This is a genomic window from Acutalibacter muris (assembly GCF_002201475.1).
Lineage (GTDB): Bacteria > Bacillota > Clostridia > Oscillospirales > Acutalibacteraceae > Acutalibacter > Acutalibacter muris.
The window spans coordinates 2,761,892-2,781,516 of record NZ_CP021422.1 but is presented as its reverse complement, the minus strand read 5'-3'; the positions used below and the strand labels follow the sequence as shown (position 1 = coordinate 2,781,516).

Sequence of the window (19,625 nt, the reverse complement as noted above, 5' to 3'; positions counted from 1 at the left end):
CTTTGTGTTATTAGCTGTATTATACCGGGTTCTTATTTTGAGGTATAGGTCTTGTGGACCAGCTCGGTGCCGTCGGCCTTGGCGTAGATGACCTCTACCTTCACGGCGTCCAGGGGTACCAGGCTCTTTACAGAGGCGGCGATGTCCTCAAAGGTAGTGGTAAAGTCCTCGGCGTCAACGCCCTCTTGAAGGGCATCGATAAGGGCCTTCTCGTCAACCCCCTCCATGGCGCTGTCGGTAAACACGAACTTGTAGATAAGGCTGTCGTCGGTAGAATCCAGAGATATCTCCATCTGGTCCTGGTCGCCTGCCATGCTCTCGATGGCCGCGCTGACGGTGGACCTGTTGTCCTCCAGAAATTCGCTGACAGTGGCGTATGTGCCGCTGGCGGCGGCAGAGCTCTCGGAACTCTCGGGGGAGGATTCCGGGGCGGACTCGGGAGTGGACTCAGAGGAGACCGCAGAAGAAACCTCAGAAGAGACCTCGGAGGACGAGGAGCTGGAGGAGGACTGGGACCCGGAATCATCGTTGCCACAGGCCCCGAGGGAGAACACCAGGATAAGGGCCATAACTGCGGATAGAACACGTAAAACTGTATTATTCATAATATAATATCACCTTTCTATGGTTTGCTATTTTGCCTTCGGTTTGTTATTTTGCCTTCGCGGTGTACTCCCTGCTGGCAAGCTCGGTGCCGTCGGCCTTGGCGTAGATAACCTTCACCTTTACGTTCTCGGCCTTGACCACTTCAGAGACAGAAGAGGCTATATTCTCGAAGGTGGACACAAAGGTGGACTCCTCCAGCCCGGAGACCAGGGAGGCCTTCAGGGTCTCCTCGTCAACACCGGCCATGGTGTCGTCGCTGAACTTGAAGTTATAGATCAGGGTGTCGTCGGTGCCCTCAAGAGTTACATCCATGGTATCGTTGACCATGCTGGCGATGGACTTATCCAGTTCAGCCTTGGTGTCGGGGTCCTCAAGGAAAGCCTTGACGGTGTCGAATTTGCCGCCCCCGCAGGCGGCCAGGGAGACCACCATTACAAGGACCAGCAGAGCGGACAGGATTCGAAGAGCGTTCTTTTTCATGTACTATCACCTTTCTTGAAAAAAGTTTTATGATACGGCCCATATATATGAAAGCCACTATGCATTATACAACTATATCCGCTCAAAGTCAAGATTTCCAATATTACAATATATTAAAAATTTCTTACTTGTCCCCGGGGGCGGGGCCGGTGCTGCTCCTGAGCACAAGGCTTGCGGGCAGCTCATAGCGGAGCCAGGGCTCCTCGCCCAGGTCCTTAAGGCGCAGAAGGTTCTCAAGCATCAGCACGCACTGGCGGCCCATAAGCTGGGGGGAGTTGCGTATGGTAGTGATGGCGGGCTCCACGGAGGTGCAGACGGGGCTGTCGTCAAAGCCCACCACCGACACGTCCTCGGGCACCCTGAGCCCCATCTGCTGCAAGGTCCTGATGGCTTTTATGGCCTGAAGGTCCCCTTCGCATATCAGGGCCGTGGGCGCGGCCCCACCGGCCTTGAAGGCCTCGGCAAGGCCGGAGCCGGTGGGCCTGAACTCGTCGCCGCCTACGAAAAGGTCCCCGGGGTCAAATTTAAGGTCCAGTTCTTTCATGGCCTCAATAAAGCAGCGGTGGCGCTCTAAGTTCAGGTTGGACCTCCAGCCGCTGGACACATAGCCTATCCGCCTGTGTCCAAGGGATTTCAGGTGCTCGACGGCCCGGTGCATACCCTGGCTGTTGCTGATACAGACCGAGGGTGGCTGCCAAGTGGAGTCGGTATAGGCGTCCATGAACACGCAGGGCACCGGCAGGGCCCTTGCGGTCTCGGCCATTTGTTCATTAAGGGTGCAGGGGTGCACGATGACTCCCACAACGTTCCCCGCCCGGCGCAGCTGCTCCTCTACGGTGGCCTTTTTGTACCGGCCGGCATGGAGCATAATAAGGCAGTAGTCATGCTCCCAGGCCTCGGCCTCTATGCCCTCGAGGACCCCGGAGAAAAAGTTATAGGGGTCGTTCATGTCCTCAAGATAGTCGTGCTCGTGGTATATCAGGTAGGCGATGGACTTGCAGGCACAGCCGCCCCCATAGGGCTCCGGGGCCTTTGGGGCGGGCTGCTGCCCGGGGGCCGCCCCCTCCCGGCAGGACTCGCAGAGCATCTGCCCATACCCCAGGTCCTGTATCTGCCGGAGCAGGGACTTTCTGAGGGTGTCGCTGATACCGGGCTTATTGTTGAGCACCAGGGATATGGTCGCGGGGGAGACCCCCAGCTTTTTGGCAAGATCTTTTGCTTTCATGTGAAAAACACCACCAGCGTTTTTATAAACTCTTTATAAAGTATTATAAACCATGGGCGTGAAAAAAGCAATACCAAATTTAAGCGAAAAGCTCCGCCCACTTGACAAAAGCACAGACATAGGTTAGAATATTAACGAAAAATGAAGAGCAGGGGAGCTGTTGACGTTCATGAAGCTTCGCTTCATGAAGTCACCGAGTTTTGCGAAGCAAAACTCTTACTGCTATTATGCAGTGAGAGGACTTGGGAACGCTGAGAGGAGCCAAGAGCTTAAACCCTATGAACCTGAGGCGGATAATACCGACGGAGGAAGCATCTCATTTTCCCAGTATACCTGCATATTCTGCATATTTTGGGAGCTTCTGCGCCGTTTCGGAAATTTTTCCGGGCGGCGCTTTTCATTTTTCAAAAATAAACTTTTTGAGAAAGGGAAATGCTAAATGAACGAAAACAGTCAAACACGCACGCCCTCGAAGAACGTGGAGAATCTGGTGCTGGCCGGGGTGCTTATCGCCCTGGGCACGGCGCTGTCCTTTGTGAAGGTCTTCGACCTGCCCTACGGCGGGTCCATAACCCTGTGCAGTATGCTGCCGGTGATGCTGTTCTCATATCGGGCCGGGATAAAGTGGGGCCTTGGGGCAGGGTTCACCTTCAGCGTATTGCAGCTCTTATTCGGCCTGGACGCATTGAAGGGCATATCCGGCGCTACGGTTGTAGGCTCTATATTCCTTGACTACTTACTGGCCTTCACCGTCCTGGGCTTGGCCGGGATGTTCCGGGGGAGGATAAAAAACCACCCGGCGGCCTTTACCCTGGGGTGTCTTGTAGCGGGGCTTTTGCGGTATGTCTGCTCCTTTTTATCCGGGTGGATACTCTGGGGAGAGTTTGCCGATGTGAACTTCTCGCCCGTGCTGGCGGGCATGAGCGGCCAGCAGCTGGCCTGCTTCTACTCCCTGGTGTATAACGGCAGCTATATGATACCCGAGATACTTGTGACCTGCGTCGCGGCCTTTGTGGTCCTGCAGTTTTTGGGCAGGTTTATTTTGAAAGATTAAGTCCGCGCGCTTGCTTTGCCCGGCAAATTCTGGTATGATTATAGGCGGGATATCAGAAAAGGAGTTGATTCTCTATGCCAGGCAGACACCATGCGGATAACCGCCCGAGCCTGTGGCACATTATAGCGATAATAATAATTTTAGCCGGGCTTCTGGCCGCGGGCATACTGCTTGTCCGGGAATTTGGCCCAGGGTCCAAGGAGCCGGAGCCCAAGGGGCCGGAAATCTCCGAACGGCAACCTTTACCTATAACAATACAGGACCCCACGCCCACGCCGGAGCCCACGCCGTCGCCCACCCCAGAGCCCACGCCCACTCCCGCCCCCATACCCGACAACGGCGAGGACGGCTATCTCTCGGAGGGGATATATATCTGGAACAACATGGCCTTCGAGCTGTTCTACGGCTATGACGAGGCCTCGGACCCATACGCAAAGGCCATCGACAGCTTTGCCCGGGACCTGCCCGCAGAGGTGAAGGTATATAATATGATAGTGCCCAACCACAGCGAGTTCGGCCTGCCGGAGCGGCTTCGGGACAGCATGGGCTGCAACTCCCAGCGGGACAATATCCGCTATATCTACGGCACCTATAAGTACGCCAAGGGCGTGGACGTGTGCGACACCCTGGACCAGCACAAGGGGGAGTACCTCTACTTCAACACCGACACCCACTGGACGGCCAGGGGGGCGTACTACGCCTATGAGGAGTTCTGTAAAATTGCCGAAGTTCCTTGCTCGGCCCTGGAGCAGTTTGGGCTGACGGCCCATGAGCGGGACTTTTACGGATATCTTGCGGAGGCGACCGGAGAGGACTGCCTGTACGGCAACCCGGACCATATAGAGACCTTTGAGCCGGGATACCCCTATACCGCCGCTATGAGCTATGACGGCTATGACTTTACAGAGCTGGACGGAGTGAACAGCTCGGACGCCTCCATGGGGTACAGTATGTTCCTGTGGGGGGACCAGCCCTGTGTGCGGATAGTGAACGAGAACTCCTATATGAACCGGAAGCTGGCGGTGGTGAAGGAGTCCTACGGCAACGCCATCGGGGCCTTTATGGGGGCCAGCTTCGACGAGGTTTATATGATAGACTTCCGCAGCTTTGAGGGGAGCCTGCCGGAGCTGGTGCGGGAGCACGGCATAACGGACGTGCTCTTTATGAACAGCGCCATTGCGGCGAATACTTACCAGAGGGTGGAGGACTTATACACCCTGTTCCCCGAAGGGTAGGGTAAAAGTTTCGTCAACCTTTTCAAAGGTTGTGGGGGTCCAGGGGGCAAAGCCCCTGGCTGCCAGCGGCTGTAAATGTAATAAAATAAGAAAACACGGCAATACTAACCCCTGTCCGACAATCAAAAAGTATAGGGGGGCATATGCCATGAGAAACAGACTTGAATGTTCAGTGACCGCCTGCCGCCATAACGACCACAACCTCTGCGACCTGCCGGGCATCAAGGTGGAGGGCCCGGGGGCCCGGGAGAGCCGCCAGACCTGCTGCGAGTCCTTTGAGCCCAGGAACGGGGGCGAGAACAGCCTCTGCTCCTCCTGCGGGTGTGCCAGCGCCGAGACCGCCATCGACTGCAAGGCCAAGAACTGCACCTATAACAACGACTGCCGGTGCGAGGCCGAGTGCGTGTGCGTGGGCTGCTCCTGCAGCGACGTGGCCGGGAAGTCCGGCACAGAGTGCTGCACCTTCCGCCAGAGATAAGCACAAAAACAGCGTCGGACCCTTTCGGGGCCCGGCGCTGTTCTTTTGAATATCCGGCTTTAAATATCCAGCTTCATGTCGCCGTCCTTCACCCAGCCTATCTTTCTGATAAGCAGGTCAAAGGCCAAGGCCAGTATGGCCGGAAGGACTATGCTGATAAGTATCAGCCCCAGCCAGTCCATGCCGGTTATCCCGGCCTTTATCCCGGTGGAAACATCGTTGACCCAGCCGGAATATACGCCTATCTGTCCCACAAGCCCGCAGGTGCCCATGCCAGAGGCCACGCCGCCGGAGGGGTCGTTCATCTCTAAGCGGAACAGGCAGGTGGCAAGGGGCCCGGTGACCGCCGAGGCCAGGGTGGGGGCGATCCATATGCGGGGGTTTTTGACGATGTTGGGCACCTGGAGCATGGAGGTGCCAAGGCCCTGGGCCACAAGGCCCCCCCAGCGGTTCTCCCTGAAGCTTATCACCGCGAAGCCCACCATCTGGGCGCAGCACCCGGCCACTGCCGCGCCGCCGGCAAGGCCCGTAAGCCCGAAGGCCGCGCAGAGGGCTGCCGAGGAGATGGGCAGGGTAAGGGCTATGCCCACCAGCACCGAGACGATAATGCCCATCCAGAAGGGCTGCAAAACCGTGGCGTCCTTGATAAGCTGGCCGAAGGCCGTGGCCACGGAGCCCACCGCCGGGGCTATCAGGTACGCCAGGGCCGTGCCGCTGCCGAGGGTGACCAGGGGGGTCACCAGGATATCAACGGGGGTTTTCTTGCTGACCAGCTTGCCCAGCTGGGCGGCGACGATGGCCATTATCAGCACCGCCAGAGGGCCCCCGCCCCCGCCCAGGGAGTTTGCCGCGGTGCCCACAGCCGTCAGGGAGAAGAGCACCAGGGGCGGCGCTTTCAACGCGTAGCCGATGGCCACGGCCATTGCCGGGCCGGACATGGACTTTGCGAAATTGCCCACCTCAACTAAGACCGGCAGGTTAAACTGGGTGCCAAGTGTGGAGATTATGGTGCCCACTAAAAGGGACGCGAACAGGCCCTGGGCCATGGCGCTCATGGCGTCCACAAGGTAGAGCTGTACGTACTTTTTCACCCGCTCCCAAACTGTGGCGGGGGCGGGACTTTGGTTTGGTTCCTTTGCCAAAATAGGTTCTCCTTTCGATAAAAGCCTGGCCGAAAGGAGCGCCGCCGGGGGGTCACCACGGAGCGCCCCATCGGCAAAATGTACACGGAAAATCTATATTGACTATGTTGCCCGGGCAGGACAGCCGCTTCGCCTTGGAAGAGCGCCGCCGGAGGTTTTCCGGCCTGATGGTCGTCCCGCTTGGCTGTGACGGTTCCCGCCCTGTCCGGGCCGTGTTAGGTTTCGGTACTATTATACTGATTATAGAGGATTTGTCAAGAGCAAATGACTTGACAGAAAAAATATCTTGTGATATGATTGTATAGAAGAAAAATGAGATGGGAGGAATAAAAATGGATCGCTTTGAAAAAATTTCAAGCCAGGGCAAGCTGACCGTTACGGAGATCTGGAAGGACAAGGAGACCGGCGTCCTCTACCTGTTCCACAAGGACGGGTACGCCGGGGGCCTGACCCCGCTGCTGGATAAGGACGGCAAGCCGGCGGTGGACCAGCAGGGATAAAGGTAACCGATACTTGGCAAATAAAAGGCCGGGCGCTCCCAGAGCCGCCCGGCCATTATCATACCCTCCAAACCCTATCAGACGACACCCTGCGCTATCATAGCGTCGGCTACCTTCACAAAGCCCGCGATGTTCGCGCCCACCACGTAGTTCTTCGGGTGGCCATACTTCTCGGCGGCAGCGTCGGCGTTTGCGAAGATGTTCTCCATAATGTCCTTGAGCTTCGCGTCCACCTCCTCAAAGGTCCAGGAGAGCCGCTGGCTGTTCTGGCTCATCTCCAGGGCGGAGGTGGCAACGCCGCCGGCATTGGCAGCCTTGCCCGGGGCAAAGAGGACCCCGGCCTGCTGAAGGGCCTCGGTGGCCTCGAGAGTTGTGGGCATATTAGCGCCCTCGGCCACGGCTATGCAGCCGTTGGCGATAAGCTGCTTCGCGTCGTCTGCCTCCAGCTCGTTCTGGGTGGCGCAGGGCAGGGCCACGTCGCACTTGACGCTCCATACGCCCTTGCCCTCGTGATACTCGGAGCCCTGCCTATAGTTCTTGTACTCGGTGAGACGCTGGCGCTTTACCTCCTTTATCTCCTTTATGGCCGCAAGGTCGATGCCCTCGGGGTCATAGACCCAGCCGGTGGAATCGGACATGGTGACCGGCTTCGCCCCCAGCTGATAGGCCTTCTCGGCGGCATAAATTGCCACGTTGCCCGCGCCGGAGATGGCCACGGTCTTGCCCTCAAGACTGTGGCCGTTCTTCTTCAGCAGGGCGTTTGTGAAGTACAAGAGGCCGTAGCCGGTGGCCTCGGTGCGGGTCAGGGACCCGCCGTAGTTCAGGCCCTTGCCGGTGAGCACACCCTCGAAGGAGTTGCGCAGGCGTTTATACTGGCCGAACATATAGCCTATCTCCCGGGCCCCGGTGCCGATGTCCCCGGCGGGCACGTCGGTGTCCGCGCCGATGTGGCGGAAGAGCTCGGTCATGAAGCTCTGGCAGAAGGCCATCACCTCCCGGTCGGACTTGCCCTTGGGGTCGAAGTCGGAGCCGCCCTTGCCGCCGCCGATGGGTAGACCGGTGAGAGAATTCTTGAAGATCTGCTCGAAGCCCAGGAACTTGATGACTCCCAGGTTCACGCTGGGGTGCAGCCGCAGCCCGCCCTTATAGGGCCCGATGGCGGAGTTGAACTGGACCCGGAAGCCCCGGTTCACCTGTACCTTGCCCTTGTCGTCCACCCAGGGCACCCGGAAAATTATCTGCCGTTCGGGCTCTGTGATGCGCTCTAAGATACCGTTCTCCTGATACTTGGGCTCGGCGTTTATCACCGGCTCCAGAGAGGTGAGGACCTCGGTGGCGGCCTGGAGGAACTCAGGCTCCGACGCGTTCTTCCTCTTTAAAAGCTCCAGCTGTTCGCTTACGTAAGACATTTGGCAATCCCTCCAAAATGCAAGTTAATTTTTCTATCCTGCAAAATCTGTTTCTATATTACCATAGTTCTCTGGATTTTACAAGGGGTATTTTGAGAAAAAATCCGTAGACTTACAAAAAGGGGCCGTGGAAAATGCAAAAAAACCGTGAACAGGGCGAAAGCGGCTTGACAGCGGCGGCCGGTTGTAATAAAATAACAGCGTATGGGTAAAAAACCAGTTTTGGAAGGAGCGACCTGCCAATGAGCCATAGAGACGTGTACGAGTCCCCCCTGTCCGCAAGGTACGCGGGGAAGGAGATGAAATACCTTTTTTCCCCGGACATGAAGTTCCGCACCTGGCGCAGGCTGTGGATAGCCCTGGCCGAGGCCGAGCATGAGCTGGGCCTGCCGGTGACGAAGGAGCAGGTGGAGGAGCTGAAGAGCCATGCGGAGGACATAAACTACGAGGTGGCCGAGGCGCGGGAAAAAGAGGTCCGCCACGACGTGATGAGCCACGTGTACGCCTATGGGAAGCAGTGCCCGGGGGCGGCGGGGATAATACATCTTGGGGCCACCTCCTGCTATGTGGGGGACAATACGGACATAATTATTATGACCGAGGCCCTAAAGCTTATCCGGGACAAGCTGGTGGCGGTGCTTCGGGTGTTGGCTAAATTTGCCGGGGAGTACGCCGGCCTGCCGACTCTGGCGTTCACCCACTTCCAGCCCGCCCAGCCCACCACCGTGGGAAAGCGGGCGGCGCTGTGGATACAGGACCTGCTTCTGGACCTGGAGGACGTGGAGCACCAGCTTTCAAAGGCGAAGCTGCTGGGGTCAAAGGGCACCACCGGCACCCAGGCCAGTTTCCTGGAGCTTTTTGAGGGAAACCACCAAAAAGTGAAGGAGCTGGACAAAAAAATTGCAAAAAAGCTGGGGTACGGCGAGTGCTTCGCCGTGTCGGGGCAGACGTATTCGCGCAAGCTTGACAGTCAAATGCTGAACATTTTGTCGGGTATAGCACAGAGCGCGGCGAAGTTCAGTAACGACATACGGCTCCTACAGCACCTTAAAGAAGTAGAGGAGCCCTTTGAGAAGGGGCAGATAGGCTCCAGCGCCATGGCCTACAAGCGCAACCCCATGCGCACCGAGCGTATCGCGTCCCTCTCAAGATATGTGGTGGTGGACGCCTTAAACCCGGCCCTGACCGAGGCGGGCCAGTGGTTCGAGCGGACTCTGGATGACTCGGCCAACAAGCGGCTCTCTGTGCCCGAGGCGTTCCTTGCCGTGGACGGAATACTGACCTTGTACGCCAACGTGGCAGACGGCTTAGTGGTCTACCCCAAGGTGATAGAGCAGCACCTATTGAAGGAGCTGCCCTTCATGGCCACGGAGAACATCATGATGGACGCGGTGAAGCGCGGCGGCGACAGGCAGCAGCTCCACGAGGCGATACGGGTGCACTCCATGGCGGCGGGCAAGGTGATAAAGGAGCAGGGTGGCGAGAACGACCTTTTGGAGCGCATCGCCGGGGACCCCATGTTCGGGGTGACCCTAGAGGAGCTGAAAGAAATACTGAAGCCCGAAAAGTACGTGGGCCGGGCCCCGGAGCAGACTCGGGAGTTCTTAGACGAGGTGCTGGGGCCGGTCTTGGAGCGGTATAGGGACACAAAAACAAGTGAAGCGGAGGTAACTGTCTGATGAGTTTAACATTGCACGTGCCGGAGCTTTCGGAGCTGGGATTCCGTCAAAGGCTTCTATCGGACCCGGAGACCATGAGCTATAACGCGGGCTGTGACCTGGGCTTTCCCGGGTATCATAACGACACCGGCTGCATAGACTTTCCCCGGGGGGATTGGGACGGCTGGTACGCCCGCTGGGTGGGAGCTGAGCCCACGAGATTTTACGCTTACCTGCAGGACACGGCGACCGGCGAGTTTGTGGGCGAGGTGAGCCTGTATGAGACCACGGGCCCCGGGGTGTACGAGATGGGCATCGTGCTGCACAGCTCCCGGCGGGGCAGGGGCTGCTCCCGGGAGGGCATACGCCTGCTGCTGGACCATGCCTTTGGGGAGCTGGGGGCCAAAGAGGTAACCAACTGCTTTGAACCCACCCGGGAAGCCGCGCTGAAGATACACCTGGCCGCCGGGTTTCGGATAGTTCGTGAAGATAACGGCCTGTTATATTTAAGTATAATAAAGTAATAATGAAAAGTAATAGTTTTAAAGAGGTATAGATAATATGGTTAAAGCAATCGTAGGAGCCTGCTGGGGCGACGAGGGTAAGGGCAAGATAACCGACGTGCTGGCTGAGGATTCCGACATAGTCATCCGCTTTCAGGGGGGCTCCAACGCGGGGCATACTATTATAAACGAGTACGGCAGGTTCGCCCTGCACCAGCTGCCCTCGGGGGTGTTCCGGCAGAATATCACCAATATCATCGGCAACGGCGTGGCCTTTTCGGTGGAGAATTTCGTCAAGGAGATGCAGTATATAAGGGACGGCGGCGTGCCGGAGCCCAGAATACTTATCTCAGAGCGCTGCCAGGTGCTGATGCCCTATCACAAGGAGCTGGACGGCCTTGAGGAGGCCCGGCTTGCCGACAAGGCCTACGGCTCCACGAAGTCCGGCATAGCCCCCTTCTACTCGGATAAGTACGCGAAGATAGGCTTTCAGATAAGCGACCTCTTTGACGATAAGGACGCTATATACGAGCGCATAGACCATGTGCTGGGGCTTAAAAACGTGCTCTATCGTGAACTCTACCATAAGGAGCCCCTCAATAGGGACGATATCTATAATAAGCTCATGGAGTATAAGGAGATAGTGGCCCCATACGTGGCGGACACCACCACCCTTCTGTATAACGCCGTAAAAGAGGGCAAGACCATACTACTGGAGGGCCAGCTGGGCTCCCTGCGGGACCCGGACATGGGCATATACCCCATGACCACCTCCTCGTCACCCCTGGCGGGCTTCGGAGCGGTGGGCGCGGGCGGAATACCCCCCTACGCCATTGAAAAGATATACTGCGTGGTAAAGGCATATTCCAGCGCCGTGGGCGCGGGGGAATTCGTCTCCGAGATCTTCGGGGACGAGGCCGAGGAGCTCAGAAAGCGCGGCGGCGACAAGGGTGAGTACGGCGCCACCACAGGCCGCCCCCGGCAGGTGGGCTGGCTGGACTTAGTGGCCGCCCGGTACGGCTGCAGGGTCCAGGGGGCCACGGACGTGGCCCTGACGGTGCTGGACGCTTTAGGGTATCTTGACGAGATACCCGTCTGCGTGGCCTATGAGCTGGACGGAGAGCGCATAGACAGCTTCCCGCCCACGGCGAAGCTCAAGCGCTGCAAGCCCATATTGGAGAAGCTGCCCGGGTGGAGGTGCGACATAAAGGGAATAAAGAGGTACGAGGACCTGCCGGAGAACGCAAAAAGATACGTGGAGTTTGCGGAAAAGCACCTGGGGGTGCCGGTCACTATGGTGTCCAACGGACCTGCCAGAGAGGATATTATGTACAGGTAAGGCTAGAGAAAAAGGGAAAACAGTCTGGTTCCGGGCTGTTTTCCTGATTTTAGGGAGGAATTATTATGTGTGGAATCGTAGGTTATATTGGCGGCGAACAGGCCGCGCCTGTGCTCTTGGAAGGGCTCTCAAAGCTGGAGTACCGGGGGTACGACTCGGCGGGGGTGGCGGTCTATAACGAGAGCGGTATGCACGTGGTGAAGTCCAAGGGGCGGCTGGCGGTGCTGGAGGGCATACTGGACAAGGGGGAGAAGCTGCCCGGCACCGTGGGCATCGGGCATACCCGCTGGGCCACCCACGGCGCGCCCTCTGACGTGAACTCCCATCCACAGGTCAGCGACGGCGGGCTCTTTGCCGTGGTCCATAACGGCATAATCGAGAACTATATGCAGTTGAAGGAGCACCTTATGCGCCGGGGGGTGGAGTTCGTCTCCGACACGGACACCGAGGTGGTGGCCCAGATGCTGGAGCACTACTATCGGGGCGACGTGCTGGCGGCCATACGCCAGGTGACCCAAAGGGTAGAGGGCAGCTATGCCCTGGGCATAATCTGCGCGGACTGCCCGGAGAAGGTCTTCGCCGTCAGGAAGGACAGCCCGCTGATAGTGGGGCTCTCGGAGGGCCAGAACTTTATCGCTTCGGACGTGACGGCGATACTGGCCCATACCAGGGAGATAGTGCGCCTTCGCGACAGGGAGATAGCCGTGCTCACCCGAGAGGGGGCGGAGTTTTACGACGAGGAGCTGGAGCCCCTTGAGAAGCCCGCCGAGACCATTGAATGGGACGTGGCCGCGGCGGAGAAGGGCGGCTATGAGCACTTCATGATGAAGGAGATCTGCGAACAGCCCGAGGCCCTCCTAAAGACCATCTCCCCCAGGATAAAGAACGGACGGATAGTCCTGGACGATCTGAAGCTTACAAGGGCCGATATAGAGAAGATCAGCCGGGTATATATCGTGGCCTGCGGCACCTCGTACCATGTGGGGGCCGTGGCCAAGTACGCCTTTGAAAAGCTCCTGCGTATGCCCATAGAAACGGACGTGGCCTCTGAGTTCCGCTACCGGGACCCAATACTGGACGATAAGACACTGGTGATTATAATAAGCCAGTCCGGCGAGACCGCCGACACCCTGGCGGCCCTGAGAGAAGCCAGGCGGCAGGGGGCCCGCACCCTGGCCATTGTGAACGTGGTGGGCAGCACCATAGCAAATGAAGCGGACGACGTGCTCTACACCTGGGCGGGGCCGGAGATAGCCGTGGCCTCTACCAAGGCCTACAGCACCCAGCTGGCGGTGATATATCTTATCGCCCTGTATATGGCCCGGGAGCTGGGGACCCTGACGGAGCAGGAGCTTGAGGAGTACACCAAAGCTCTGGAGAAGCTGCCGGAGCTGGCTGAAGCGGCGCTGAGCGGCAGGGAGACCATACAGTATTTCGCCTCACAATACTTTAACGCCAAGGATATGTACTTTATCGGCCGCAACGTGGACTATGCCGCGTCTCTCGAGGCCTCTTTGAAGCTCAAGGAAATCTCCTATATCCACTCCGAGGCCTACACCGGCGGCGAGCTCAAGCACGGTCCCATCTCCCTTATTGAAGAAGGCACCCTGGTGATAGCCCTCTGCACCTGCGGGCGGCTGTTCGGGAAGATGGCGGCCAATATCCGGGAGGTAAAGGCCCGGGGGGCGGTGGTGCTGGGCCTTTGCACCGAGGAGTTCGCCGGGGAGATGAAGGGGGTGGCGGACTGGCAGTTCTGCGTGCCGAAGGTCCCGGACTTTATGCTGCCCTCTATGAGTATCCTGCCCCTACAGCTCTTTGCCTACTACGTGGCCTCCATGAAGGGCTGCGACATTGATAAGCCCAGGAACCTGGCAAAGTCTGTCACGGTAGAATAAGGAAACTGAAAGGGAAGGTCAAAATGAGAGGGCTGGTTGAGCGGCTTCAAAAGGTTAAACTGTTTGTTTTGGACATGGACGGCACCATATACCTTGGGGACCGGCTGTTCCCATATACTAAATCTTTCCTCGGGGCCGTGGAGGAGTCCGGGCGGGAATACTGCTTTTTTACCAATAACAGCTCCAAAAACCGGGGGGCATACCTTGAAAAGCTATGTAAGATGGGCATAATAATTTCCCCGGAGAAAATGCTGGTCTCGAACCAGGTGATAATAAAATGGCTAAAAGAGAAGCGCCCGGGCAGACGCGCCTATGTGGTGGGCACAGCGTCCCTTATCGAGGACTTCCGGCTGGCGGGCATAAAGCTCTCTGACGCGGCCCCGGACTATGTGGTGCTGGGCTTTGACACAAGCCTGACCTACGAGAAGATAAGCAAAGCCTGCCATTTTATCCGAAACGGCGCGGAGGTCTTCGGGGTGAACCCGGACCTTAACTGCCCGGTAGAGGGGGGCTTTATCCCGGACTGCGGGTCCATCGCCGCGCTGGTGAAGGCCTCGACGGGGGTGGGGTGCGAGTTCTTTGGCAAGCCCTCGAGACATACCCTTGACTATATATTGGGGCAGAGCGGGCACAGTGCACAGGAAATTGCGGTGGTGGGGGATAGGCTCTACACCGACGTCGCCGTGGCGGCGGGCACGCAGGTGACCTCTGTCCTGGTCATGAGCGGCGAGACCACCGAAGAGATGCTGGCAGGCTCTGACATAAAGCCGGACATAATCGCGGAAAACGTGGGAGAAATCGGGGAATATCTGCGCAAAAACGGGTGAAAATATTTGCAAAGGAGGGTGCTCCAATGGAATATTTCAACGCGTTTTGGGTGGGCGGGGCCATATGCCTTGTGGGCCAGCTGCTTATAGACCTGACAAAGCTGACCCCCGCCCGGATAATGGTCACATATGTTACGGCAGGCGTATTCTTGGGAGCGCTGGGGCTGTATGGCCCGGTGGTGGACTATGCCGGGGCCGGGGCCACGGTGCCCCTGTGCGGCTTCGGCTGGGCCCTGTCCGAGGGGGTGCGCAAGGCCGTGATAGAGCAGGGGTTCCTGGGGGTGTTCACCGGGGGCCTGACGGCCGGGGCCGCGGGGACCACGGCGGCGGTGTTTTTCGGGTATCTGGCCGCTCTGGTGGCGAAGCCCAGGGATAAGTCGTAAAGGAAAAGCCTCCGGGGGTGCCGGAGGCTTTTTAGTGTGCAAGAGCATAAGGCTTCTACGGCAGTTGGTTCCCCGCCGCCAGGTACAGCGCATACCAGTCCTCTCTGGACAGCTCCACGTCACAGGCAGTGCAGATATCCTTCAGCCGCTCCGGGTTTGTGCTGCCGGAGATAACCTGCATACCCGCCGGGTGACGCAGTATCCAGGCCGCAGCTAAAGCCTGTTCGCTGACATTATATTTCCCAGAGAGCTCCGAGAGCTGGGCGTTCAATTCCGGGAACTTCTCCTTCCCCAGGAAAACCCCCTCGAAAAAGCCGTACTGGAAGGGGGACCAGGCCTGTACGGTAAGCCCGTGCAGACGGCAGTAGTCCAGCACCTCGCCGTCCCGGTCGGGAGAGCCGGGGAATTTGGTGTTGGCGCAGAGGGCGTGGTCTATCATGCCTGTGTGCAGAAGGCCAAACTGCAGCTGATTCGCCACAAGCTTCTGTCTGAGCCCGGACTGCAAAAGGTCTATCTGCCGGGCGTTAAAGTTGCTGACCCCAAAGCGCTTTACCTTCCCGGCGGCCTCTAAGCGGTCGAAGGCTTCGCCCACCTCCTCGGGCTCCATAAGCGCGTCGGGGCGGTGCAGGAGGAGCACGTCAAGATAATCGGTGTTAAGCCGGCCGAGAATTTCGTCCACGCTCTTTAAGATATGCTCCTTTGAAAAGTCGTACATACCCTTTCTTATGCCGCACTTGCCCTGAAGCACCATCTGCCCCCGCAGGCCCGGCTCCTCTTTAAGCACACGCCCGAAGGCGGCTTCGCACTCGCCGCCGCCGTAGATGTCGGCATGGTCGAAGAAGTTCACACCGCAGTCCAGGGCCGTGTGTATGAACCGGGAGAGCTCCCCGTGGGAGAGGGCGGAAATGCGCATACAGCCAACGGCAACAGCGGAGACGTTAAGCCCCGCCTTGCCTAAATCAACATATTTCATAAATCCCCCCGGGGTTATTGGATGGAGCAGTCCAGATAGTGCTCCAGCTCCTCTTCATCCTTCTTATGGTCCAGGTACATCAGCAGGGCAGTGACCGAGGCCGCCACAGCGGCGATGGCCGTGATAAGGCCGATAAAAAGCGCGAGTTTGGTTCCCTTTTTCATTGAGCGGACACCTCCAAAAACGAGATATAAATAATTGCTATAACTACTATAATACCCAAACTTCGTGAAAAAGTCAAGGCGTTTTTGGGAAAAGGGCAAAGAAAAAAGGCCCGGTGCCCCGATGGGCCCCAAGCCTAGCTCCTTTTACGCCCCGGCGCGCAGCTTCTTATCCAGAGCGGCCTTTTTGTGGGCGGCGTTGTTCTTATGGAGAAGGCCCTTCGCGGCGGCCTGGTCAATCTTCTTGACGGCGGCGCGGACAGCGGCCTCCTTATCGCCGGCATTGCTGTCGATGGCGGCGTTGGCCTTCTTGATCTGCGTCTTCAGGGCGGAATTAAGGGCCTTGTTCTGCAGGGTCTTCGTGGCGATGACCTTCACGCGCTTCTTTGCGGATTTGATGTTTGGCAAGCGTAACACCTCCTTACCCATCCTTCATACTAACTGCTATGATAACACAATCTGTGGGAAAATGCAAGTGTTTTTTCAATATGGGGCGGGGCGGAGAAAATTATGAAAGAATTGTAAACTGTAAAAAAATGTGAAAAAGCCTCTTGACTTTTCCTGACCATGTGATTAGAATATAGTTAGCACTTGAAAAGGCTGAGTGCTAAAAGTTGGAACTGGCTGTTTCTATTTGGCCCCTTTGGGGCCGGATTAGCGCTTCCCCGGGGCGCGAAATAACCGGGGAGAAAGGATACGGTGTTTTTTATGAAGATCAAACCCCTTTTGGACAGAGTGCTTATCAAGACCGAGGACGCAGAGGAGACCACGAAGAGCGGCATAGTGCTGGCGGCCAAGAGCGTAGAGAAGCCCCAGATAGCCCGGGTCATCGCGGTGGGCCCCGGCGGCGAGGTGGACGGCAAGGAGATAAAGATGTACCTTAAAGAGGGCGACAGGGTCATCTCCGCCAAGTACAGCGGCACCGAGGTGAAGGTGGACGGCGAGGAGTACACCATCGTCAAGCAGAGCGACATCCTGGCGGTAGTGGAATAACCTGACGGCGAGCGAAAGGTAAAGTTTTCGTCCACCTTTTACAAAAGGTGGTGGGGGTCTCGGGGGCAAAGCCCCAAAGCCGCCGGAGGCCTTAAATGTGCTCAATAATATTATATAATAACAGAAGGGACAGATAGACTATGGCAAAGAAAATCGTATACGGAGAGGAAGCCCGCAAGGCGCTCTTAGAGGGCGTAAACCAGCTGGCGGACACCGTTAAAATTACCCTGGGCCCCAAGGGCCGCAACGTGGTGCTGGACAAAAAGTTCGGCGCTCCCCTTATCACCAACGACGGCGTGACCATCGCCAAGGAGATAGAGCTGGAGGATGCCTATGAGAACATGGGCGCCCAGCTGGTGAAGGAGGTCGCCACCAAGACCAACGATGTTGCCGGCGACGGCACCACCACCGCCACTCTGCTGGCCCAGGCTTTGGTGCGCGAGGGCATGAAGAACGTCACCGCCGGGGCCAACCCCATGGTGCTCCGCAAGGGCGTGCAGAAGGCCACCGACGCGGCCGTTGAGGCCATCGTGAAGAACAGCCAGAAGGTCAGCGGCACCAAGGACATCGCCAGGGTCGCCGCCGTGTCCTCCTCAAGCGACGAGATAGGCCAGCTTATCGCCGACGCTATGGAGAAGGTCACCGCCGACGGTGTTATCACCGTCGAGGAGTCCAAAACCGCCGATACCTACAGCGAGGTGGTCGAAGGCATGATGTTCGACCGTGGCTATGTTACCCCCTACATGGCCACCGACACCGACAAGATGGTGGCCGAGCTGGACGACCCCTATATCCTTATCACCGACAAGAAAATCTCCAACATCCAGGAGATACTGCCCCTTCTGGAGCAGATAGTCCAGGGCGGCAAGAAGCTGCTGATCATCGCCGAGGACATCGAGGGCGAGGCTCTGACCACCCTTATCCTGAACCGTCTGCGGGGCACCTTCGTGTGCGTGGCCGTCAAGGCCCCGGGCTTCGGCGACCGCAGGAAGGAAATGCTGGTGGACATCGCTACCCTGACCGGCGGTCAGGTCATCTCTGAGGAGGTGGGCCTGGAGCTGAAGGACGCCACCCTTGACCAGCTGGGCCGCGCCCGCCAGGTGAAGGTGGACAAGGAGAACACCATTATAGTTGACGGCGCAGGGGACAGCGGGGCCATCAAGGCCCGTGTGGGCCAGATCCGCGCCCAGATAGAGACCACCCAGAGCGAGTTCGACAAGGAGAAGCTCCAGGAGCGCCTGGCGAAGCTGGCCGGCGGCGTGGCCGTCATCAAGGTGGGCGCTGCCACCGAGATTGAAATGAAGGAGAAGAAGCTGCGCATTGAGGACGCTCTGGCCGCCACAAAGGCCGCCGTTGAGGAGGGCATCGTGGCCGGGGGCGGCACCGCCCTTATCGACGCTATCCCCGCCGTTAAGGCCTATGTTGACACCGCCGAGGGCGACGAGAAGACCGGCGCCGCCATCGTTCTCAAGGCCCTTGAGGAGCCCGTGCGTCAGATAGCCGCCAACGCCGGTATTGAGGGCTCTGTCATCGTGGAGCAGCTCAAGCGTGAGCAGAAGGTGGGCCAGGGCTACAACGCCCTGACCGGCGAGTTCCAGGACATGATAGAGGCCGGTATCGTGGACCCCACCAAGGTCACCCGCTCCGCTCTGCAGAACGCCTCCTCTGTTGCCGCGACCATACTCACCACCGAGTCCCTGGTGGCCGACATCAAGGAGCCCACTCCCCCCGCCGCGCCCGCGCCGGATATGGGCGGGATGTACTGATAAGTTAAGCGTTTAGGATATATCAGGGCCTGTACCCGTTCCCATGGGTACAGGCCCTCTTTTATTTCACTTACCCGCTTGCTATTCCCCAAATTCTATAGTACAATTATGCAAAGACTCTGAACATAGAAAGGAGCAAACACCATGAAACTGAAATATCTGGGCACCGCGGCGGCGGAGGCCGTGCCCGCGCCCTTCTGCCGGTGCGGGGTCTGCGAGCGGGCCAGGGAAAAGGGCGGCAGGAACGTGCGCACCCGCAGTCAGGCCCTTTTGGACGGGCGGCTGCTTATAGACTTCCCGGCGGACACATATCTGCACGCGCTGAGAGAGGGGCTGAGGCTCTATGATATAAGCTCCTGCATTATCACCCACTGCCACAGCGACCACCTCTACCCCGGCGACCTCTGGTGCCTGATAAGCTACGCCGCCCACGGCAAGGAGCGGCCCTTTAACCTATACGGCACAGGGGCGGTTCTTGAGATGGTAAAGGCCCAGTGCGAGGACCTGGAGCAGATAATTAAAGAGGGCGGGCTGTGTCTTCACGAGATACGCCCCTTCGAGCCCTTCGAGGCAGAGGGCTATAGGATCACGGCCCTTAAAGCCGACCATGGCGCGCCGGAGTCGGTGGTGTACGCCCTTGAGGACCCAGAGGGGAAGGCTATGCTCTACGCCCACGACACCGGCCTGCTGCCGGGGGAGAGCCTGGAGTACATCAAAAAGAGCGGGATAAAGTTCAGCCTTGTTTCCTACGACTGCACCAACGGCCTTTTGGAGCACGGCGAGCGCAACCATATGGGCCTTAACGCGGACATAAAGCTCCGGGATATGCTCCGGGAGCTGGGGGCCATAGGAGAGGGCTGCGTGCACGTGGTGAACCACTTTTCCCATAACGGGGGCGGGGCCGGGTATGACGAGATGGAGCCCGCCGCCCGGGAGAGGGACTTTTTGACCTCTTATGACGGACTTGAAGTGGAATTCTAAATTTTATAATAATAAAG

Annotated in this window: 21 protein-coding genes; 13 read left to right on the top strand and 8 right to left on the bottom strand. The window is 58.1% G+C overall.

Annotated elements, in window-relative coordinates; all coding sequences use genetic code 11:
* Positions 1-32: 32 nt before the first annotated feature.
* The 3 genes from ADH66_RS14070 to ADH66_RS14060 all read right to left on the bottom strand — a co-directional run bounded on the left by ADH66_RS14070 (position 33) and on the right by ADH66_RS14060 (position 2,311).
* Positions 33-605, bottom strand: coding sequence for a DUF4854 domain-containing protein (locus ADH66_RS14070; protein WP_066539447.1), 573 nt, complete (start codon positions 603-605; stop codon positions 33-35).
* A gap of 46 nt (positions 606-651) precedes the next feature.
* Complete coding sequence (locus ADH66_RS14065) at positions 652-1,086, bottom strand: DUF4854 domain-containing protein (RefSeq protein ID WP_066539449.1); 435 nt, start codon at positions 1,084-1,086, stop codon at positions 652-654.
* 124 nt (positions 1,087-1,210) lie between these two features.
* Positions 1,211-2,311 carry a LacI family DNA-binding transcriptional regulator gene (locus tag ADH66_RS14060; protein ID WP_066539451.1) on the bottom strand — a complete coding sequence of 367 codons (1,101 nt, stop codon included), beginning with the start codon at positions 2,309-2,311 and terminating at the stop codon, positions 1,211-1,213.
* 439 nt (positions 2,312-2,750) lie between these two features.
* Between ADH66_RS14060 and ADH66_RS14055 the strand changes: the two genes are divergently transcribed.
* The 3 genes from ADH66_RS14055 (at position 2,751) to ADH66_RS14045 (ending at position 5,078) form a co-directional block, all read left to right on the top strand.
* Positions 2,751-3,365 (top strand): energy-coupled thiamine transporter ThiT, encoded by a 615-nt coding sequence (locus ADH66_RS14055; protein ID WP_066539453.1) that lies wholly within the window; start codon positions 2,751-2,753, stop codon positions 3,363-3,365.
* A gap of 74 nt (positions 3,366-3,439) precedes the next feature.
* Positions 3,440-4,600: a DHHW family protein gene (locus ADH66_RS14050; protein WP_066539454.1), complete on the top strand. Its 1,161-nt coding sequence runs from the start codon at positions 3,440-3,442 to the stop codon at positions 4,598-4,600.
* A 148-nt stretch (positions 4,601-4,748) separates the two neighbouring features.
* Positions 4,749-5,078 carry a DUF1540 domain-containing protein gene (locus tag ADH66_RS14045; RefSeq protein WP_066539456.1) on the top strand — a complete coding sequence of 110 codons (330 nt, stop codon included), beginning with the start codon at positions 4,749-4,751 and terminating at the stop codon, positions 5,076-5,078.
* A gap of 59 nt (positions 5,079-5,137) precedes the next feature.
* Here the strand turns inward: ADH66_RS14045 and ADH66_RS14040 are convergent, their stop codons facing one another.
* A complete protein-coding gene (locus tag ADH66_RS14040) occupies positions 5,138-6,169 on the bottom strand; it encodes a PTS transporter subunit IIC (RefSeq protein ID WP_066541925.1) in 1,032 nt (343 codons plus the stop codon).
* Between the two features lie 383 nt (positions 6,170-6,552).
* Between ADH66_RS14040 and ADH66_RS14035 the strand changes: the two genes are divergently transcribed.
* Positions 6,553-6,720 (top strand): DUF6440 family protein, encoded by a 168-nt coding sequence (locus ADH66_RS14035; protein WP_201448079.1) that lies wholly within the window; start codon positions 6,553-6,555, stop codon positions 6,718-6,720.
* Between the two features lie 77 nt (positions 6,721-6,797).
* Here the strand turns inward: ADH66_RS14035 and gdhA are convergent, their stop codons facing one another.
* Positions 6,798-8,129: an NADP-specific glutamate dehydrogenase gene (gdhA, locus tag ADH66_RS14030; RefSeq protein ID WP_066539459.1), complete on the bottom strand. Its 1,332-nt coding sequence runs from the start codon at positions 8,127-8,129 to the stop codon at positions 6,798-6,800.
* Positions 8,130-8,371: 242 nt separating this feature from the next.
* Between gdhA and purB the strand changes: the two genes are divergently transcribed.
* From purB to spoVAE, 6 genes are all read left to right on the top strand, one after another.
* Positions 8,372-9,808 (top strand): adenylosuccinate lyase, encoded by a 1,437-nt coding sequence (gene purB, locus ADH66_RS14025; RefSeq protein ID WP_066539460.1) that lies wholly within the window; start codon positions 8,372-8,374, stop codon positions 9,806-9,808.
* Positions 9,808-10,311, top strand: coding sequence for a GNAT family N-acetyltransferase (locus tag ADH66_RS14020; RefSeq protein WP_066539461.1), 504 nt, complete (start codon positions 9,808-9,810; stop codon positions 10,309-10,311). The genes purB and ADH66_RS14020 overlap by 1 nt, the downstream gene beginning before the upstream one ends.
* A gap of 37 nt (positions 10,312-10,348) precedes the next feature.
* A complete protein-coding gene (locus tag ADH66_RS14015) occupies positions 10,349-11,629 on the top strand; it encodes an adenylosuccinate synthase (protein WP_066539462.1) in 1,281 nt (426 codons plus the stop codon).
* 65 nt (positions 11,630-11,694) lie between these two features.
* On the top strand, positions 11,695-13,524 hold the full coding sequence (glmS, locus tag ADH66_RS14010; protein ID WP_066539464.1) for a glutamine--fructose-6-phosphate transaminase (isomerizing): 1,830 nt from the start codon (positions 11,695-11,697) through the stop codon (positions 13,522-13,524).
* 23 nt (positions 13,525-13,547) lie between these two features.
* Complete coding sequence (locus ADH66_RS14005) at positions 13,548-14,351, top strand: HAD-IIA family hydrolase (protein WP_066539466.1); 804 nt, start codon at positions 13,548-13,550, stop codon at positions 14,349-14,351.
* Positions 14,352-14,377: 26 nt separating this feature from the next.
* A complete protein-coding gene (gene spoVAE / locus ADH66_RS14000) occupies positions 14,378-14,734 on the top strand; it encodes a stage V sporulation protein AE (RefSeq protein WP_066539468.1) in 357 nt (118 codons plus the stop codon).
* 55 nt (positions 14,735-14,789) lie between these two features.
* Here spoVAE and ADH66_RS13995 read toward each other — a convergent pair whose 3' ends face one another.
* The 3 genes from ADH66_RS13995 to rpsT all read right to left on the bottom strand — a co-directional run bounded on the left by ADH66_RS13995 (position 14,790) and on the right by rpsT (position 16,276).
* Positions 14,790-15,707 carry an aldo/keto reductase gene (locus ADH66_RS13995; RefSeq protein WP_066539469.1) on the bottom strand — a complete coding sequence of 306 codons (918 nt, stop codon included), beginning with the start codon at positions 15,705-15,707 and terminating at the stop codon, positions 14,790-14,792.
* Between the two features lie 14 nt (positions 15,708-15,721).
* Positions 15,722-15,871 (bottom strand): hypothetical protein, encoded by a 150-nt coding sequence (locus tag ADH66_RS20445; RefSeq protein ID WP_169714851.1) that lies wholly within the window; start codon positions 15,869-15,871, stop codon positions 15,722-15,724.
* A gap of 144 nt (positions 15,872-16,015) precedes the next feature.
* Complete coding sequence (gene rpsT / locus ADH66_RS13990; protein ID WP_066539470.1) at positions 16,016-16,276, bottom strand: 30S ribosomal protein S20; 261 nt, start codon at positions 16,274-16,276, stop codon at positions 16,016-16,018.
* A gap of 300 nt (positions 16,277-16,576) precedes the next feature.
* Here rpsT and ADH66_RS13985 point away from each other — a divergent pair, with 300 nt between their 5' ends.
* The 3 genes from ADH66_RS13985 to ADH66_RS13975 all read left to right on the top strand — a co-directional run bounded on the left by ADH66_RS13985 (position 16,577) and on the right by ADH66_RS13975 (position 19,608).
* Positions 16,577-16,861, top strand: coding sequence for a co-chaperone GroES (locus ADH66_RS13985; protein ID WP_066541927.1), 285 nt, complete (start codon positions 16,577-16,579; stop codon positions 16,859-16,861).
* Positions 16,862-17,001: 140 nt separating this feature from the next.
* Positions 17,002-18,627 (top strand): chaperonin GroEL, encoded by a 1,626-nt coding sequence (gene groL / locus ADH66_RS13980; RefSeq protein WP_066539472.1) that lies wholly within the window; start codon positions 17,002-17,004, stop codon positions 18,625-18,627.
* 144 nt (positions 18,628-18,771) lie between these two features.
* Complete coding sequence (locus tag ADH66_RS13975; RefSeq protein ID WP_066539474.1) at positions 18,772-19,608, top strand: MBL fold metallo-hydrolase; 837 nt, start codon at positions 18,772-18,774, stop codon at positions 19,606-19,608.
* Positions 19,609-19,625: the final 17 nt, after the last annotated feature.

What these genes read in the sequence shown, in the direction of transcription:
- ADH66_RS14070 (WP_066539447.1), bottom strand. Translation starts at nt 605, where the DNA reads ATGAATAATACAGTTTTACGTGTTCTATCCGCAGTTATGGCCCTTATC.
- ADH66_RS14065 (WP_066539449.1), bottom strand. Translation starts at nt 1,086, where the DNA reads ATGAAAAAGAACGCTCTTCGAATCCTGTCCGCTCTGCTGGTCCTTGTA.
- ADH66_RS14060 (WP_066539451.1), bottom strand. Translation starts at nt 2,311, where the DNA reads ATGAAAGCAAAAGATCTTGCCAAAAAGCTGGGGGTCTCCCCCGCGACC.
- ADH66_RS14055 (WP_066539453.1), top strand. Translation starts at nt 2,751, where the DNA reads ATGAACGAAAACAGTCAAACACGCACGCCCTCGAAGAACGTGGAGAAT.
- ADH66_RS14050 (WP_066539454.1), top strand. Translation starts at nt 3,440, where the DNA reads ATGCCAGGCAGACACCATGCGGATAACCGCCCGAGCCTGTGGCACATT.
- ADH66_RS14045 (WP_066539456.1), top strand. Translation starts at nt 4,749, where the DNA reads ATGAGAAACAGACTTGAATGTTCAGTGACCGCCTGCCGCCATAACGAC.
- ADH66_RS14035 (WP_201448079.1), top strand. Translation starts at nt 6,553, where the DNA reads ATGGATCGCTTTGAAAAAATTTCAAGCCAGGGCAAGCTGACCGTTACG.
- gdhA (WP_066539459.1), bottom strand. Translation starts at nt 8,129, where the DNA reads ATGTCTTACGTAAGCGAACAGCTGGAGCTTTTAAAGAGGAAGAACGCG.
- purB (WP_066539460.1), top strand. Translation starts at nt 8,372, where the DNA reads ATGAGCCATAGAGACGTGTACGAGTCCCCCCTGTCCGCAAGGTACGCG.
- ADH66_RS14020 (WP_066539461.1), top strand. Translation starts at nt 9,808, where the DNA reads ATGAGTTTAACATTGCACGTGCCGGAGCTTTCGGAGCTGGGATTCCGT.
- ADH66_RS14015 (WP_066539462.1), top strand. Translation starts at nt 10,349, where the DNA reads ATGGTTAAAGCAATCGTAGGAGCCTGCTGGGGCGACGAGGGTAAGGGC.
- glmS (WP_066539464.1), top strand. Translation starts at nt 11,695, where the DNA reads ATGTGTGGAATCGTAGGTTATATTGGCGGCGAACAGGCCGCGCCTGTG.
- ADH66_RS14005 (WP_066539466.1), top strand. Translation starts at nt 13,548, where the DNA reads ATGAGAGGGCTGGTTGAGCGGCTTCAAAAGGTTAAACTGTTTGTTTTG.
- spoVAE (WP_066539468.1), top strand. Translation starts at nt 14,378, where the DNA reads ATGGAATATTTCAACGCGTTTTGGGTGGGCGGGGCCATATGCCTTGTG.
- ADH66_RS13995 (WP_066539469.1), bottom strand. Translation starts at nt 15,707, where the DNA reads ATGAAATATGTTGATTTAGGCAAGGCGGGGCTTAACGTCTCCGCTGTT.
- ADH66_RS20445 (WP_169714851.1), bottom strand. Translation starts at nt 15,871, where the DNA reads ATGAAAAAGGGAACCAAACTCGCGCTTTTTATCGGCCTTATCACGGCC.
- ADH66_RS13985 (WP_066541927.1), top strand. Translation starts at nt 16,577, where the DNA reads ATGAAGATCAAACCCCTTTTGGACAGAGTGCTTATCAAGACCGAGGAC.
- groL (WP_066539472.1), top strand. Translation starts at nt 17,002, where the DNA reads ATGGCAAAGAAAATCGTATACGGAGAGGAAGCCCGCAAGGCGCTCTTA.
- ADH66_RS13975 (WP_066539474.1), top strand. Translation starts at nt 18,772, where the DNA reads ATGAAACTGAAATATCTGGGCACCGCGGCGGCGGAGGCCGTGCCCGCG.